Source organism: Streptomyces sp. AHU1 (assembly GCF_045343905.1).
In the GTDB taxonomy this organism is placed as follows: Bacteria; Actinomycetota; Actinomycetes; order Streptomycetales; family Streptomycetaceae; genus Streptomyces; species Streptomyces triticiradicis.
On sequence record NZ_CP174283.1, the window covers coordinates 8,663,883 to 8,677,717 of the forward strand.

13 protein-coding genes are annotated in these 13,835 nt (G+C 71.6%); 10 read left to right on the plus strand and 3 right to left on the minus strand.

Annotated elements, in window-relative coordinates:
- The first annotated feature begins 2 nt into the window (after positions 1–2).
- From ACICHK_RS38260 to ACICHK_RS38270, 3 genes are read left to right on the plus strand one after another with little or no spacing between them, the layout of a single operon-like run.
- The gene (locus tag ACICHK_RS38260) at positions 3–998 is read left to right on the plus strand and encodes a sugar phosphate isomerase/epimerase family protein (RefSeq protein ID WP_406841439.1); all 996 of its coding nucleotides are present in this window, start codon (positions 3–5) and stop codon (positions 996–998) included.
- Positions 999–1,029: 31 nt separating this feature from the next.
- On the plus strand, positions 1,030–1,845 hold the full coding sequence (locus ACICHK_RS38265) for an MBL fold metallo-hydrolase (RefSeq protein WP_225860514.1): 816 nt from the start codon (positions 1,030–1,032) through the stop codon (positions 1,843–1,845).
- Between the two features lie 21 nt (positions 1,846–1,866).
- On the plus strand, positions 1,867–3,522 hold the full coding sequence (locus ACICHK_RS38270) for an alpha-keto acid decarboxylase family protein (protein WP_406840565.1): 1,656 nt from the start codon (positions 1,867–1,869) through the stop codon (positions 3,520–3,522).
- 21 nt (positions 3,523–3,543) lie between these two features.
- Here ACICHK_RS38270 and ACICHK_RS38275 read toward each other — a convergent pair whose 3' ends face one another.
- A complete protein-coding gene (locus ACICHK_RS38275) occupies positions 3,544–4,761 on the minus strand; it encodes an MFS transporter (RefSeq protein ID WP_406840566.1) in 1,218 nt (405 codons plus the stop codon).
- Positions 4,762–4,815: 54 nt separating this feature from the next.
- Here ACICHK_RS38275 and ACICHK_RS38280 point away from each other — a divergent pair, with 54 nt between their 5' ends.
- Positions 4,816–5,601: an AraC family transcriptional regulator gene (locus ACICHK_RS38280; protein WP_406840567.1), complete on the plus strand. Its 786-nt coding sequence runs from the start codon at positions 4,816–4,818 to the stop codon at positions 5,599–5,601.
- Here ACICHK_RS38280 and ACICHK_RS38285 read toward each other — a convergent pair.
- Complete coding sequence (locus ACICHK_RS38285; RefSeq protein ID WP_406840568.1) at positions 5,573–5,776, minus strand: hypothetical protein; 204 nt, start codon at positions 5,774–5,776, stop codon at positions 5,573–5,575. The genes ACICHK_RS38280 and ACICHK_RS38285 overlap by 29 nt on opposite strands.
- 6 nt (positions 5,777–5,782) lie before the next feature.
- On the opposite strand from ACICHK_RS38285, the gene ACICHK_RS38290 reads away from it, so the two are divergent.
- From ACICHK_RS38290 to ACICHK_RS38310, 5 genes are all read left to right on the plus strand, one after another.
- Positions 5,783–6,031, plus strand: a complete 249-nt coding sequence (locus ACICHK_RS38290; protein ID WP_406840569.1) for an FCD domain-containing protein — start codon at positions 5,783–5,785, stop codon at positions 6,029–6,031.
- A gap of 33 nt (positions 6,032–6,064) precedes the next feature.
- Complete coding sequence (locus ACICHK_RS38295) at positions 6,065–6,748, plus strand: MBL fold metallo-hydrolase (protein WP_406840570.1); 684 nt, start codon at positions 6,065–6,067, stop codon at positions 6,746–6,748.
- Positions 6,735–7,409, plus strand: a complete 675-nt coding sequence (locus ACICHK_RS38300) for a putative immunity protein (protein ID WP_406840571.1) — start codon at positions 6,735–6,737, stop codon at positions 7,407–7,409. Before ACICHK_RS38295 ends, ACICHK_RS38300 begins: the two co-directional genes overlap by 14 nt.
- 186 nt (positions 7,410–7,595) lie before the next feature.
- Complete coding sequence (sigJ, locus tag ACICHK_RS38305) at positions 7,596–8,540, plus strand: RNA polymerase sigma factor SigJ (RefSeq protein ID WP_406840572.1); 945 nt, start codon at positions 7,596–7,598, stop codon at positions 8,538–8,540.
- A gap of 112 nt (positions 8,541–8,652) precedes the next feature.
- On the plus strand, positions 8,653–9,849 hold the full coding sequence (locus tag ACICHK_RS38310) for an NAD(P)/FAD-dependent oxidoreductase (protein WP_406840573.1): 1,197 nt from the start codon (positions 8,653–8,655) through the stop codon (positions 9,847–9,849).
- A gap of 81 nt (positions 9,850–9,930) precedes the next feature.
- Here ACICHK_RS38310 and ACICHK_RS38315 read toward each other — a convergent pair whose 3' ends face one another.
- Positions 9,931–10,416, minus strand: coding sequence for a hypothetical protein (locus ACICHK_RS38315; RefSeq protein WP_406840574.1), 486 nt, complete (start codon positions 10,414–10,416; stop codon positions 9,931–9,933).
- A gap of 222 nt (positions 10,417–10,638) precedes the next feature.
- On the opposite strand from ACICHK_RS38315, the gene ACICHK_RS38320 reads away from it, so the two are divergent.
- Positions 10,639–13,749: an ATP-binding protein gene (locus ACICHK_RS38320; protein ID WP_406840575.1), complete on the plus strand. Its 3,111-nt coding sequence runs from the start codon at positions 10,639–10,641 to the stop codon at positions 13,747–13,749.
- The last annotated feature ends 86 nt before the right edge of the window (positions 13,750–13,835 follow it).

Here is a 13,835-nt window from a genome sequence, read left to right on the forward strand (position 1 = left end):
CCATGAACGCGAAACTCGGACGAGACGTCTTCTTCAGCTTCTTCATGTTCACGGCCGATCTGCGGCCACAGGACGCACGGTACAGCCGGGTACTGATCGATCACCTCAAGGCCCTGACCGACATGGGGTACGACGGTTTCGACGTGCACATCGCCGCTCAGCCCACGACCGTCGACCACAAACTCGAGGTCGACCACTACGTCGGCCTGAAGAAGGTGTTCGAGCAGGCGGGGCTCGGGGAGGTGAAGTTCACCACCAACGTCGGGACCACGCGCACCTTCGACCCGACCTCGCCGTACGAGGAACAGCGCAGGCAGGCGCTGTCCTACCTCAAGTCCCGCGTCGACATCACCCACGTCCTGGGCGGTGACTCGATCATGTCCGGGCCGTTCATCTACCCCTACGGGGTCTTCCCGGTCACGGACACCGACGAGCCGATCTGGAGCGACGCCCTGCAGGACTGGATGAAGCCGCGCTACGACGCGGCGCGTTCCGTCTTCGAGGAGCTGCTGGAGTACGCCGCGGCGCGCGAGGTGAAACTCGCCGTCGAGCCCGTCAAGAGCTGGGAGACCCCGCCGCCCAACATGGTCTCGGAGGTGCTGGACTTCCTCGAGGGCCTCGAACACCCGCAGGGCGGCGTGACGGTCGACACGGCGCAGGTCGTGATGGAGAGCCAGGGGCCGTCGGTCCTCAAGGACAACATCGCGCGAGCGGTCCGGCAGGACCGGCTCTACTACGTCCACATCTCCGCACCCGACCGGGGGGCGGTGAAGGACAGCTGGATCCCGTGGGACGTCGTCTCGAGCGAGATCGAGCCGGTGTACGGCGGGCCGTACCTGATCGAAGTGTTCAACGCGATCCCGCCGTTCGACAGGTCCATGCGCATGGCGCGCCGGCGTTTCTGGCGCCCCGGCGAGGACGACCCGGTGCCCGGCAGGGACAGCGCCTACGACGTCGCGAGGGCCGCGTTGGAGGAGCTGGGAGAGCGGACCACGTAATCTCGGAGAGGGGACTCCCATGCTGGCCCAGGTGTCAGATCCCATCGTCATGGTCGTGAAGCAGACGGGCGACGTCCGTATTCACACCTTCGTCGCGTCCTTCGCGGCCGGCAACATCGCGAACGCCACCCACATCATCGAGACCAAGAACCAACTGGTCCTCGTGGACGGACAGTTCCTCGCCCCCTACGCCAGGGCCTTCAGGGACTACGCGGACAGCCTGGGCAAGCCGATCGAGAGGCTGTACGTCTCCCACCGGCACCCCGACCACTGGTTCGGCCTGGGGACCGCCTTCACCGACGTCACTGTCCACGCGCTGTCCGAAACCATGACCTTCGTCCACGACCACGGTGAGGACTCCAGGAGCGACCACTGGAAACTCGGTGACCTCCTCCCGGAGCGCGTGGTCGTCCCCGAACAGGCCGTCGACCCCGGTGAGGAGAAGATCGACGGGGTCAGGTACGTCTTCGACCGGGTGACGGACACCGAGATCGACTACCACCTCACCATCAGGCTTCCCGAGCTGGGCGTGTACTTCACCCAGGACCTGATCTACAGCGGCACCCATCTGTACCTGACGAAACACCTGGACCACTGGACCCGGGTGCTGCGGGAGATGCTGCTGTCGGACTACGAGTTGTTCATGCCGGGCCACGGTCTGCCGGCCGACAAGAACGAGGTCGCGCGCAACGTCGAGTACCTGTCCGCCGCGCGGGAGGCGATCGGTGACGGGCTGACGGGCGACGCCTTCAAGGGCTTCATGCTGCAGCGGTACCCGGAACGCAGGTGCCCGGGGATCTTCGACATCTACATGCCCCGGCTGTTCGGCGGCGCGAGCGACTACTGACCACGGAGAGGCGCTTCAATCATGAGCAAGAGCTGCACAGTAGGGCGGTACCTGGTGGACCGGCTCCGTCAACTGGGCCTGGAGCACCTGTTCGCCATCGCGGGCGACTATTCCATCGAATGGCTGAACCGGTACGTCGCGCCGAGCGGCACGAAGATCGTCGAGGAAGTCAACGAGGTGAACGCCGGTTACGCGGCGGACGGATACGCGAGGATGAAGGGGATCGGCGCCCTCTGCGTCACCTACTCCGCAGGGGCGCTGTGCGCCGTGAACGCCGTCGCCGGCGCCTACGTCGAGAAGGTGCCGCTCGTGCTGATCAACGGCACACCGAGCGTGAAGAAGACCATCACCTTCGAGCAGACCGGCTTCAGCGCGCACCACTTCATCAGCGGACGCGAGACGGACCTCCAGTCGTTCGAGCACCTGACGGTGGCGGCCATACGGATCGACAATCCGGACCTCGCCCCGGCGCTGATAGACCACGCGCTGACCCGGTGCATCAGCGAGCGGCGTCCGATCTACATCGAACTGCTCCAGGACATGGTCGACCTGGAGTGCGAGCCGCCGCAGGGCGTTCTGAAGCCGGCCAGGATCCTGTCGGACGAGACCAGTCTGGAACAGTCGGTCGCGCGGATCCGCGCGAAGCTCGAAGCCGCCGAGAACCCCCTGGTCTGGATCGGCGTGGAGATCGACCGTCTCGGCCTCCAGGACAAGGCCCTGAGTCTGATCCGGCAACTGAACGTCCCGTTCGTCACGGAACTCCTCAGCAAGGCCGTCCTCTCCGAGGACGACGAGCTGTTCGTCGGCGTGCTCGACGGCCAGGCGTCGTCGTCGGCCGTGACCGATCTGGCCGACGCGTCCGACTTCGTCCTCGCCCTCGGCGTGTGGCTGACGGACATCAACTCGCTGGGCTGGGACCCGGACTACGACAAGACCGCGTTCGCGTCGTTCGACGCGGTCAAGTTCGGGACCTTCTTCGGCGGACAGGTCGCCCTGGAGCACCTGATCGACGGCATCCTGGCGGAAGAGATCGCACCCAAGGAGCGGAAGCTCCCGGAGAGCCCGGCCCGCGGCGTGCCGGCCGTGAACGAGGCCGATGTCATCACGTACCAGGGGTTCTACGACTACATCCAGCAGTACGTCGACAGGAACACCATCGTCGGCGCCGACGCGAGCATGAACTACTTCGGGAGCCTGCTGCTCGACGTGCCCAGGCAGGGAGGGTGCGTCGTCCAGTCGTCCTATTCGGCGATAGGTTACAGCGCGCCGGCCGCGACGGGCATCTGCCTGGCGGAGGGGCCGGACCAGAGGGTGTTGGTCTTCTCGGGTGACGGCGGCTTCCAGATGACCGCCCAGTGCCTCTCGACGCAGACCCGGCTGGGGCTCGATCCGATCATCTTCGTCATCGACAACGGCGTCTACGCCGTGGAGCAGTGGCTCGCCGACGCGGGGGTGTTCCACTCCGACGAGCCGTTCTACAAGCCCTGCGAGCTGCACCGGTGGAACTACAGCACGCTGGCGGACGTCTTCGGCTGCCGCGGGTGGGAGGTCGGCACGTACGGCGAACTGGGGGATGCCGTGACGGGTGCGCTGGAGTACTCGAGCGGTCCGTCCCTCATCCAGGTACGGGTGCCGCAGAAGACGATCCCCGACAACGCGAACTGGAAGGCCCATTAACGGGACGGGAACGCGGACCGGTCAGCTGTTGTCGGACCGTACGGGCGCGGGCAAGTCTGCGGAACCGTCCTCCTTCTGACGCTCTGTCACCGCGCTGGGGCGCGGCAGGGTGGGTTCGGGCAGGGTGCGAAAGAGCCACCAGCTCAGGGCGGGCATCAGGATGAGCGGTGCCAGAGCGGTGCGCAGGGAGGTGGCGTCGGCGAGGCCGCCGATGAGCGGGCTCACCAGGCCGCCGATGCTGACGGTGAGGCCGAGGGTGATGCCGGCGGCGGTGCCCATCCGGGTGGGCAGGTAGTCCTGGCCGAGCGTGACCTGGAGCGAGAACGGGACGTAGAGACCGGCCGAGGTCAGCGCGACGAACAGGTACAGCGCCGGGCCGGGCACGAACACGACCCCCGCGACGGAGCCGATGGTGACCAGGTACGACCAGCGGGAGACGGTGACCCGGTCCCAGCGGTCGGCCAGCCGGCCGCCGAGGACGGAGCCCACCGCGCCGCCGGCGTAGAGGACGAACAGCGCCGCGGTTCCCGCCGCCGTGCCGCCGCCGTCGCGCTCCGCGGCGTACAGCGAGATGAAGCTGCTCAAGCCGATGAAGACGATCGACCGGCAGACCACGGCGAGCGACAGCCTCACGAACGACGGCCGGTCGTCGCGGCCGACGGTCACGGCCGCGCCGGACCCGGTGGCCCGCCGTCGCTCCGGCGAGCGCAGGACCGGCAGGCACAGGAGGCCGCCGACGAGGGCCGGCACCACCAGCAGCGGTGTCAGCCGCAGGCCTCCGGTCGCCACGACGGCGGCGACCATGAGGGGGGCCGTGGCGAAACCCAGGTTGCCGCCCAGCGAGAACCAGCCCATCGCGCTGTGACTGCCCCCGCTCGCGAGCTGGGCGACCCGGGCGGACTCGGGGTGGTAGGCGGCGACACCGAGCCCGGACACCGCCACGAACAGCAGCGTCAGCCCGTACGAGCCGCTCACCCCGCTCAGGGCGATGCCCAGTCCGCCGAGGAGGGTGCTCAGCGGCAGCAGCCAGGGCATCGACCGGCGGTCGGTGAGCAGGCCGAACACCGGTTGGGCCACGGAGGACAGCAGCGAGGCGGCGAGTACGAGGCCGGAGGCGGCGGCGTACCCGTAGGACCGCTCGGCGACGAAGAACGGGACGAGGGACGCCACCGCGCCCTGGTAGACGTCGACGCAGGCATGGCCGACCGACAGCAGCATGATCGATCTGTTCTTGGACACCCCACCATGGTCGTCATCGGGCGATGCGTCGGGCTTCCGATAACCTGCCGACCAATGACGCAGATCCGCCACGAGCCGATCGCACCCACCCGCGCCCAACGGCTGGCGTCCGGTGCCGCGATAGACGCCCACCGGCACGACGACCACCAGATCGTCTACGCCGGTCGTGGAGTGCTGGCCGTCACCACCGGCGCGGGCTCCTGGATCGCGCCCGGTACGCGTGCCATCTGGGTCCCGGCGGGCACGGTCCACGCCCACCAGGCCCACGGCGAACTCGAACTGCATCTGATCGGGCTTCCCCGGGACGAGAACCCGCTCGGCCTGGAGGCGCCGACCGTGCTGGCCGTCGGCCCCCTGCTGCGCGAGCTGATCCTCGCCCACACCCGCGCCCCGGACGACGACAGTCCCGAACGCCTCCGCCTCCGGGCCGTACTGCTCGACCAGTTGCGGGCCTCGCCGCAGCAGCCCCTGCACCTGCCCGTGCCGACCGTTCCCCGGCTCCGGGCGCTGTGCGAGATCCTGCGCGCCGATCCGGCCGACGACCGTACGCTGGCCGCGCTGGGCAGAGAGGTCGGAGCGAGCGATCGCACCCTGTCCCGGATGTTCCGGGACGACCTCGGCATGACCTTCCCGCAGTGGCGCACCCAACTGCGCCTGCACCACGCCCTGGTCCTGCTGGCCGAGGACACGCCGGTGACCACCGTGGCGCACCTGTGCGGCTGGTCGTCGGCCAGCGCGTTCATCGACGTCTTCCGCCGCGTCTTCGGCCGCACCCCGGGTGCCGAGCAACGCGCCCGGCACCGGGGTGCGTTCACGAGGAGACCCGCCCGGAGCGGTTGACGGCGGCCAGGACCGCGTGGACGGAGGCGGTGAGCACCGAGGTGTCCCGGCCCGCGCCCCAGCGGGTGACGTCGCTGACGCGGCACTCGGCGTAGGCGACGGCGGAACTGCCCGGCCCCGTGACGCCGGGAGCGCCAGCGGCGCCGAGTTCGTCGGGGCCGACATCGCCCTGCACGAGGCGGTGGTCGCCGCGGCCCACAACCCGGTGCTCACCGGGCTGTTCGCCGAGTTCGTACCGGTCCTGGAGCAACGGCTGCTCGATCTGGTGGAGTTGCTCGGCCTGCGCTCCGACGATCCCCGCCACGGCGACGAGAGTCATGCCGCCCTGGTGGACGCCGTGGTGGAGAAGGACGCCGAGGCCGCCGGACGCGTACTGCACGACGAACTCGAGCGAACCCTCGCCCTCCTCCACTCCCGCCCGGGCCACTAGGGCCGCCCTTCGGCCGCCTGCCATAGTGGGTGCATGCGCTTGACCAAATACGGCCATGCCTGTGTGCGTCTGGAGGACGGCGACCGGGTGCTGGTGATCGACCCGGGGACGTTCTCCGAGGCCGAGGCCCTCGACGGGGTCGACGAGGTACTGGTGACGCACGAGCACCCCGACCACCTCGACGTCGGCAAGCTCGTCGCGGCGGCCCGGCGCAACTCCGCGTTCCGGGTGCACCTGCCGTCGGCGGCGATCGAGTCGGTCCCCGGGCTGGGAGGCGCGGCGGTCGCCGTCGAGGCGGGACAGCGGTTCACGGCGGCGGGGTTCACCGTCGACGCCGTGGGCGGGACGCACGCCGAGATCTACGACGGCCTGCCCGGCTGCGTCAACGTCGGCTTCCTCGTCGACGGGACGGTCTACCACCCGGGCGACTCGCTGTTCGTCCCGCCGTCGCCGGTGGAGACACTGCTCGTGCCGGCCGCCGCGCCCTGGCTCAAGCTCGCCGAGGCGCTGACCTTCGTGCGGGAGGTGCGGCCGAAACGGGCGTTCCCGATCCACGACGCCACGCTCAACGAACTGGGCCAGGAGTACTTCGACGGCTGGCTGGACTTCAAGGGCGGTACCGAGTACGCGCGTATCCCGGTCGGGGAGACCGTGACGCTCCCCCGGGAGCGCGTCCCGGCAGCCGGAACCCCGTCCGTGGTCCATGACCGTGCCTGAGCCGGTGCCGCACCGGGAGAGCGCCCTCGCGCCGGACGGGAACGAGATCGCTCTGAGCAAGCAGGACCTCCGTGAGGTCACGGGGTTCGCCGCGGCGTGCGCGGAAGGGGTGCTCGAGGTGTTCGAGGCGGACCGGCCCGGCGACTCGCGGCCCCGGGAGGCGGTCGGCGCCGCGTGGGAGTTCGCCCGGGGCGGTGAGCGGGGGAAGTCCCTCCGCGACACGGCGTGGGCGGCCCTCAGGGCGGCCAAGGCCGCGGACACCGAGGCCGCGCGCGAGGCGGCTCGGGCGGCGATGTCCGCGGCGGGCGCCGCCTATCTGCACCCGCTGGCCAAGGCGACCCAGGTCAAGCACATCCTGGGGGCGGGCGCCCACGCGGCCAGAGCGGCCGAACTCGTCGCCGGCCACGACCCGGGCACGGGTGCCGAGCACGTCGAGCGGGCGCTCCGCCGTGCGACACCGGTCGTCGTGGAGGTGCTCAAGCGCTTCCCGGCCGCACCGGAGGGCGGCGGACGGGTGGGGGAGTTGATCCGCATGCTGGACGAGGGCCTTCGTTCACTTCCCCCCACCGAGAGGCTTCCGGCGTCCGGACGGGCGGCCGACGCCACCGGGTCGTCGCCGGCCGGGCCGCCTCGGCTGCCGTTCCGGCGCGGGGAAGCCTAGGCCCTGTCGTCACATTCGCGTCGTTGCCCGAAGGGCGGCCCTGCGGCGTCGTGGGGGTCCCCCCTGCTCGAGCGAAGCCGCGAGCTCGGGGGAGCGTGCTCTGGGGGTCCCCCGGCCGAAGGCTGGGGGAGTGCCGGGCGTCGCGGGGCAGGCGGGAATTTGACGACAGGGCCTAGGATCGCGGGCATGGCCCTGATCATGAGTGACGTGGACCGGTTCGAGGCCGCCAGGCCCCGGCTGGAGGCTATCGCCTACCGGCTGCTCGGCTCGTCGGGCGAGGCGGAGGACGCCGTGCAGGAGACGTTCCTGCGCTGGCAGGCGGCCGACGTCGACCGGATCGAGGTGCCCGAGGCCTGGCTGACCAAGGTCCTCACCAACCTCTGTCTCAACCAGCTGACTTCGGCCCGTGCGCGGCGCGAGACGTACGTGGGGCGGTGGCTCCCCGAGCCGCTGCTCGCCGGGGACACGATGCTCGGCCCCGCCGACACCGCCGAGCAGCGCGAGTCCGTCTCGTACGCCGTCCTCGTCCTGCTGGAGCGCCTGTCGCCCAAGGAACGGGCGGTGTACGTCCTGCGGGAGGCCTTCGACTACCCGCACCGGGAGATCGCCGAGATCCTGGACATCACCGAGGCGGCCGGCCAGCAGATCTACCACCGGGCCAAGAAGCACGTCGCCGGGGGCAAGGCGCGCACCGAGGTCGACGAGGCCGCCGCCCGGCGGATCGTCGAGGAGTTCCTGGCGGCGGCGACCAGCGGCCGCACCGAACCCCTCGTCCGCCTGCTCACCCAGGACGCCGTCTCGGTCGGCGACGGCGGCGGCAAGATCCCGGCCCGCGCGAAGGCGTTCGAGGGTGCGAAGGCGGTCGCCACGTTCCTGCGCGGACTGTTCAAGCCCAGCGACGCCAAGCGGAAGTACATCGGTGGCGCGCCCGACATGTACGCCACGACCGCCAACGGCGGACCCGCGGTCGTCGCCGTCGTGGACGGCCGGGTCGTCGGGATCACCTGCCTGGAGGTCACCGCGGAGGGCATCGTGGCGGTCCGCAGCCAGGTCAACCCCGACAAACTCGTCCGCGCGACCCGGCAGTGGGCCGCCATGGACCACGGGGAGGGCCCGCTCCACACCCTCTGAGGCGATGTGGCGCAGGTCACATTCCGATCCTGTCAGGAAACGCCGGGCCGTCCGGTTCAAGGGGCGACACCACGCCGGACAACGGCGGACCCGTCCAGACAGGAGCACGGACATGCTGCACCGCATCGTCGTCCTCGGAGCCGGCTACGCCGGAGCCACCGCCGCCGGCCGCCTCGCCCGCCGGCTGCACCGCGAGGACGTCACCATCACCCTCGTCAACCCCGAGCCCGACTTCGTCGAGCGCGTCCGGATGCACCAGCTCGCCACGGGCCAGGACCTCGCGCCCCGGCCGTTCGGCGAGATGCTCGCCGGTACGGGCGTGGAGCTGAAGGTCGCGAGCGTCACCGCCGTGGACGTGGACCGCAGGACGGTCTCCCTCACCGGCGCCGACGGTCCGGCCGAGCTCTCGTACGACACCCTGGTCTACGCCCTCGGCAGCGGCTGGAACGACGGGGGCGTCCCCGGCGTGGCCGCGCACGCCGACCAGGTCGCGAGCCGCCCGGGCGCCCGCCGCCTCCACGACCGCCTCGACGCCCTCGGCGCGGGCGAGCCCGTGGTCGTCGTGGGCGGCGGCCTGACCGGCCTGGAGGCCGCCACCGAGATCGCCGAGGCCCGTCCGGACCTCCACGTCTCCCTGGCCGCCCACGGTGCCCTCGGCGACTGGCTCTCCGCGAAGGGCCGCGCCCATCTGCGGAAGGTGACCGACCGGCTCGGCATCGAGGTCCACGAGCACACGACGGTCACCGCCGTGGCGGCGGACGCCGTGACGACCGCCGACGGCCGGACGGTCCCCGCCGCGGTCACCGTCTGGACCACGGGCTTCGCCGTCCACCCGATCGCCGGCGCCACCGCCCTGGAGACCACCGAGCGCGGCCAGATCGTGGTCGACACCACGATGCGCTCGGTCTCGCACCCGGACGTGTACGCCGTGGGCGACGCCGCGATGGCCATCGGTCCCCAGGACAAGCCCCTGCGCATGTCCTGCGCCTCGGGCGTCCCCATGGCCTGGCAGGCCGCCGACGCCATCGCCGCCCGGCTCGCCGGCGCCGAGGTCCCCCGCGTGTCGATCCGCTACTTCCAGCAGTGCGTCTCCCTCGGCCGGAAGGACGGCCTGATCCAGTTCGTCACCGCCGACGACCGGGCGGTCGACCGCGCCCTGACGGGCCGCACGGCCGCCCTCTACAAGGAACTGATCTGCAAGGGCGCGGCCTGGGGCGTCGGCAACCCGACGCTGGGCCTGCCGTCCCGCCGCCGGCGGGTCGTGCGGCAGGAGACCCAGGACCCCGCCCGGGCGGAGGTGACCGCCTGACCCCGCCCCGGGGCTCCGGTATCACGCGGGCATGCCGGAAGGCGGCGAGCAGGTGTGCGCTCGCCGCCTTCCGAGGTTGTCTCAGGCCTGCACGAGCACCGTGCACCAGACCTCGTTGTTGTCGCCGATGCCGCAGTCGGCGATCTCTCCGCTGAGGATCTTCGTCCAGACACCCTTCGCCCGCCAGTGCCAGGTGCCGACCCGCGAGAAACGCTCGTGGTAGCCGTGGTTGACGAACGTGAAGGCGTCCACGTCCACACCGGTCCCGTTGCCGCCCCGCGTCCCGTTGCCGAACGACAGCTGCTTGCACTTGGCGTGCTTGAACTCGGCCTCGGTGGTGCCGGTCCAGTTCCACACGTCGCAGTAGTGGGGGCCCTCGCCGAGACTCGTCGTGTAGTGCATCGTCTCGCCGGTCCGGTTCTTCACCGCACCGCACAGCAGACTGCCCCCTCGGCAGCCGACCGCGGAGGCGTTCGTCGCCCCCGCGACGACCACTCCGGACGCCATGAAGGCGGCGGCGACGACAGCGGCAGCGGTCCGGTTGGCCCGGGAAAACATCTTGCGCATGAATGGTCCGTTCTCTTGGTGCGTCGGCTCGGCCGCGCCATGCCCGGTCCCCGGCAGGACGGACACGGGGTCGGTCGTCCCCGAGAGCCCTGCGTGGACCGGTGCCTGCGTTCCCCGCGGCCGCAGCGTTCGCCGCGATCCGCCCGAAGGCATGTAGGTTGAGGATCCACGGCGAACCTTGCGAAAACATTGCGACGGCTGTCCCGCGTGACATGAGGCACGATGAACCTGCTCCTGCTGGGCCCTCTGGAACTGCGCGTCGGCGAGCACGTTGTCGCCGTCGGACAGCCGCGCCGCCGGGCGGTCCTCGCGGCGCTCGCGGCCGATGCCGGCCGGCCGGTCCCCGTGAGCACGCTGGTGGAACGTGTCTGGGGCACCGCCGCGCCCGACGGAGCCCGGTCGGTCCTCTATCCGCACATCAGCCGTCTGCGAAGGCTTCTTGACGATGCGTCACCCCGGCCGGGCGGCGGCGGGAACGAGCAGGCGCCCCCGGCACCGCTCCGCATCCGGCGGTCCTCCGGGGGGTACGTCCTGGAGGCGGACGAGCACGCCGTCGACCTGTTCCGTTTCCGCTCGCTCGTCACACGGGGGCGCGAGCCACACCTGTCCGACGCGCACCGCGCACACGTCCTGGAGGAGGCGCTTCTCCTGTGGCGCGGTGTGCCGTTGGCGGGGCTCGCGGGGGAGTGGGCGGAGCGCACGCGGACCGCCTGGACGCAGGAACGCCTGGAGGCGGCGCTCGCCTGGGCCCACGCCCTGCTGCGGCAGAAGAGGCACGGCGAAGTGCCCGCCGTCCTGCGGCCCGTGCTCGCGGAACACCCGCTGTGCGAGCCGCTCGCCGCGGCGCTGGTCCAGAGCCTGGCCGCCGCCGGAAGAACCGCCGAGGCGGTGGACGTCTACACCGGGATCCGCCGGCGGCTCTCCCGCGAACTGGGCGTGGCTCCGGGACGTGAACTGCGGTCGGCCCACGAGGAGATGCTGCGCGGTACCGGACGGGAGCAGCCGCCGGGCGCGGGCTCCGGCCCGGCCGCCGCCGGAACACGCGCCCCGGCCCCTGTCCCGGTCCCCGCCCAACTCCCGCTGAACGTACGTCACTTCACCGGAAGAGAGGAGCAACTGGCCGAGCTCACGCGATGTCTGGTCGCGGCGGACGGCGCGGACGAGGGGGAGTGCGCGACGGCGGCGGTCGTCTCCGCCGTCTCCGGCGTCGCGGGCGTCGGCAAGACCGCGCTGGCCGTGCGCTGGGCGCACCACGTGCGTGAGGCGTTCCCCGACGGACAGCTCTACGTCGATCTCCGCGGCTACGACCCGGACGAGCCGGTCTCCGCCGCGCAGGCCCTCGCGGGGTTCCTCACCGCCCTGGGTGTGCCCGCCCAGGAGATACCACCGCGGCTCGACGACCGGGCCGCGCGCTACCGCACGGCGGTCGACGGACGCCGGCTGCTCGTCCTCCTCGACAACGCCGCCTCCGCCGCGCACGTGCGCCCGTTGCTGCCCGGAAGCCCGACGTGCAAAGTCGTGATCACCAGCCGGGACTCGCTGTCCTCCCTGGTGTCGCTGCACGGGGCGCACCGGGTCCTCCTCGACCTCCTCTCCCCGGGCGAGGCGCTCGCCCTGCTGCGCGACCTGATCGGGGCGCGCGTCGACACCGACCGCGCCGCCGCCACCGCCCTGGCCGAACAGTGCGGGCGCCTGCCCCTGGCCCTGCGGGTGGCGGCCGAACTCGCGCTGTCACGCCCCCGGGACCCCCTGGCCCGCCTGGCGGAGGAACTGCGCGACCACCGGCGGCGCCTGGACCTGCTCGACTCCGGGGACGGAGACCCCCGGGCCGCCGTCCGTGCCGTCTTCTCCTGGTCCTACGACCGCCTCCCCGAACGCGAGGCACGGCTGTTCAGGCTCCTGGGCCTGCACCCGGGACCCGATACGGACGTGCACGCGGCCGCCGCCCTGGCCGGCGACACCGTGGAGAGCACGCGACGGTCCCTGGACGTCCTGTCCCGCGCGCACCTGGTGAACCGGACCGGCCCCGGCCGCCACGGCATGCACGACCTGCTCCGCGCCTACGCCGCGGAACTCACGGGCCGGCACGACGGGGCGGCGGGGCGTGACGCCGCGCTGAACCGTCTGCTGGACCACCTCCTGGCGGCGTCGGCGGCGGCCATGAACGTGCTGTATCCCGCCGAGCGGCATCTGCGGCCCGCCGTCGAGCTGCCCGGCACCGGTCTGCCGCCCCTGCGTACGGCCGACGAGTGCCGCGCGTGGCTGCGCGCCGCGCAGGACACCCTGGTGCCGTTGTGCTCCCGGACCGAGGAACCCGGGCCGTCCCGGCACACCGTGCGGATCGCCACCACGCTCCACCGCCATTACGAGCGTTCGGGACACCTCGCCGACGCGCTGACCCTGCACACGCACGCCCTGCGAGCGGCCCGCGAGACGGGGGACACCCGCGGTGAGATCGACGTCCTCGCCTGCGTCGGCGCGGTCCACCGCAGGCTCGGGGACTACGAGAGCGCCCACCGGCACCACACGGACGCGCTGTCCCTGTGCCGCGGGGCCGGGTACCCGGCGGGAGAGGCGCGCCACCTCACCAACGTGGGCGTACTGCACGAGCTGCAGGGCCGGTACCGCGAGGCCGCCGAACACCACGAGAGAGCGGTCGGCCTCTTCCGCACGGTCGGCGACGCCCACGGCGAAGCCGACGTGCTGAACAACCTCGGCATCGTCCAGGAACTGCTGGAGGACTACCAGGCCGCGATCGAGCGCTACCGTCAGGCGCTGGCGCTGTACCGGCGGACGGACCACACGTTCGGAGAGGCCAGCACCCTCGGGAACATGGGCATCGTCCTGGCACGACTGGGCGACCACTCGGCCGCGGCCGAGCGCTTCGAGCGGGCCCGCGCACTCTTCCGACGGCTCGGACATACCGGCGGAGAAGCCCACGCGCTGTCCAACCTGGGGAACGCGCGCTGCCGGCAGGGCCGCTACGAGGAAGCCGCCGAGCACCAGCACCAGGCCCTGGACCACTTCCGCCGGACGAAGGAGCCTTACGGGGAAGCGGGCGCGCTCAACGGTCTGGGCGAGGCCCTGCACGGCACCGGACAGCACGCCGAAGCCCTGGAAGCGTACGCGTCGGCGCTGCGGGTGGCCCGCGGAATCGGTGAACAGGAGGAACAGGCGCGCGCCCACATCGGTACGGCCCTCGTCGGACGGGACGACGGAGACCGGACACGGGCCGTCGAGCACTTTCGCCAGGCACTGTCCCTGTACACCGCGCTGGGCTCCCCCCGAGCGGAGGAGACGCGCAAGATGCTCCTCTCCATGACGGCCACGTAGTCCGGCTCGCGGCACCGGGGACGAGGACGGGGGCGCCGGGGCGAAGCCGAGGCCGAGGACCCGCGTTCCCGGACACAACCCGATTT

Coding starts and splice junctions, on each gene's coding strand:
- ACICHK_RS38260 (WP_406841439.1), top strand. CDS start 3: ATGAACGCGAAACTCGGACGAGACGTCTTCTTCAGCTTCTTCATGTTC.
- ACICHK_RS38270 (WP_406840565.1), top strand. CDS start 1,867: ATGAGCAAGAGCTGCACAGTAGGGCGGTACCTGGTGGACCGGCTCCGT.
- ACICHK_RS38280 (WP_406840567.1), top strand. CDS start 4,816: ATGACGCAGATCCGCCACGAGCCGATCGCACCCACCCGCGCCCAACGG.
- ACICHK_RS38295 (WP_406840570.1), top strand. CDS start 6,065: ATGCGCTTGACCAAATACGGCCATGCCTGTGTGCGTCTGGAGGACGGC.
- ACICHK_RS38300 (WP_406840571.1), top strand. CDS start 6,735: ATGACCGTGCCTGAGCCGGTGCCGCACCGGGAGAGCGCCCTCGCGCCG.
- sigJ (WP_406840572.1), top strand. CDS start 7,596: ATGGCCCTGATCATGAGTGACGTGGACCGGTTCGAGGCCGCCAGGCCC.
- ACICHK_RS38310 (WP_406840573.1), top strand. CDS start 8,653: ATGCTGCACCGCATCGTCGTCCTCGGAGCCGGCTACGCCGGAGCCACC.
- ACICHK_RS38315 (WP_406840574.1), bottom strand. CDS start 10,416: ATGCGCAAGATGTTTTCCCGGGCCAACCGGACCGCTGCCGCTGTCGTC.
- ACICHK_RS38320 (WP_406840575.1), top strand. CDS start 10,639: ATGAACCTGCTCCTGCTGGGCCCTCTGGAACTGCGCGTCGGCGAGCAC.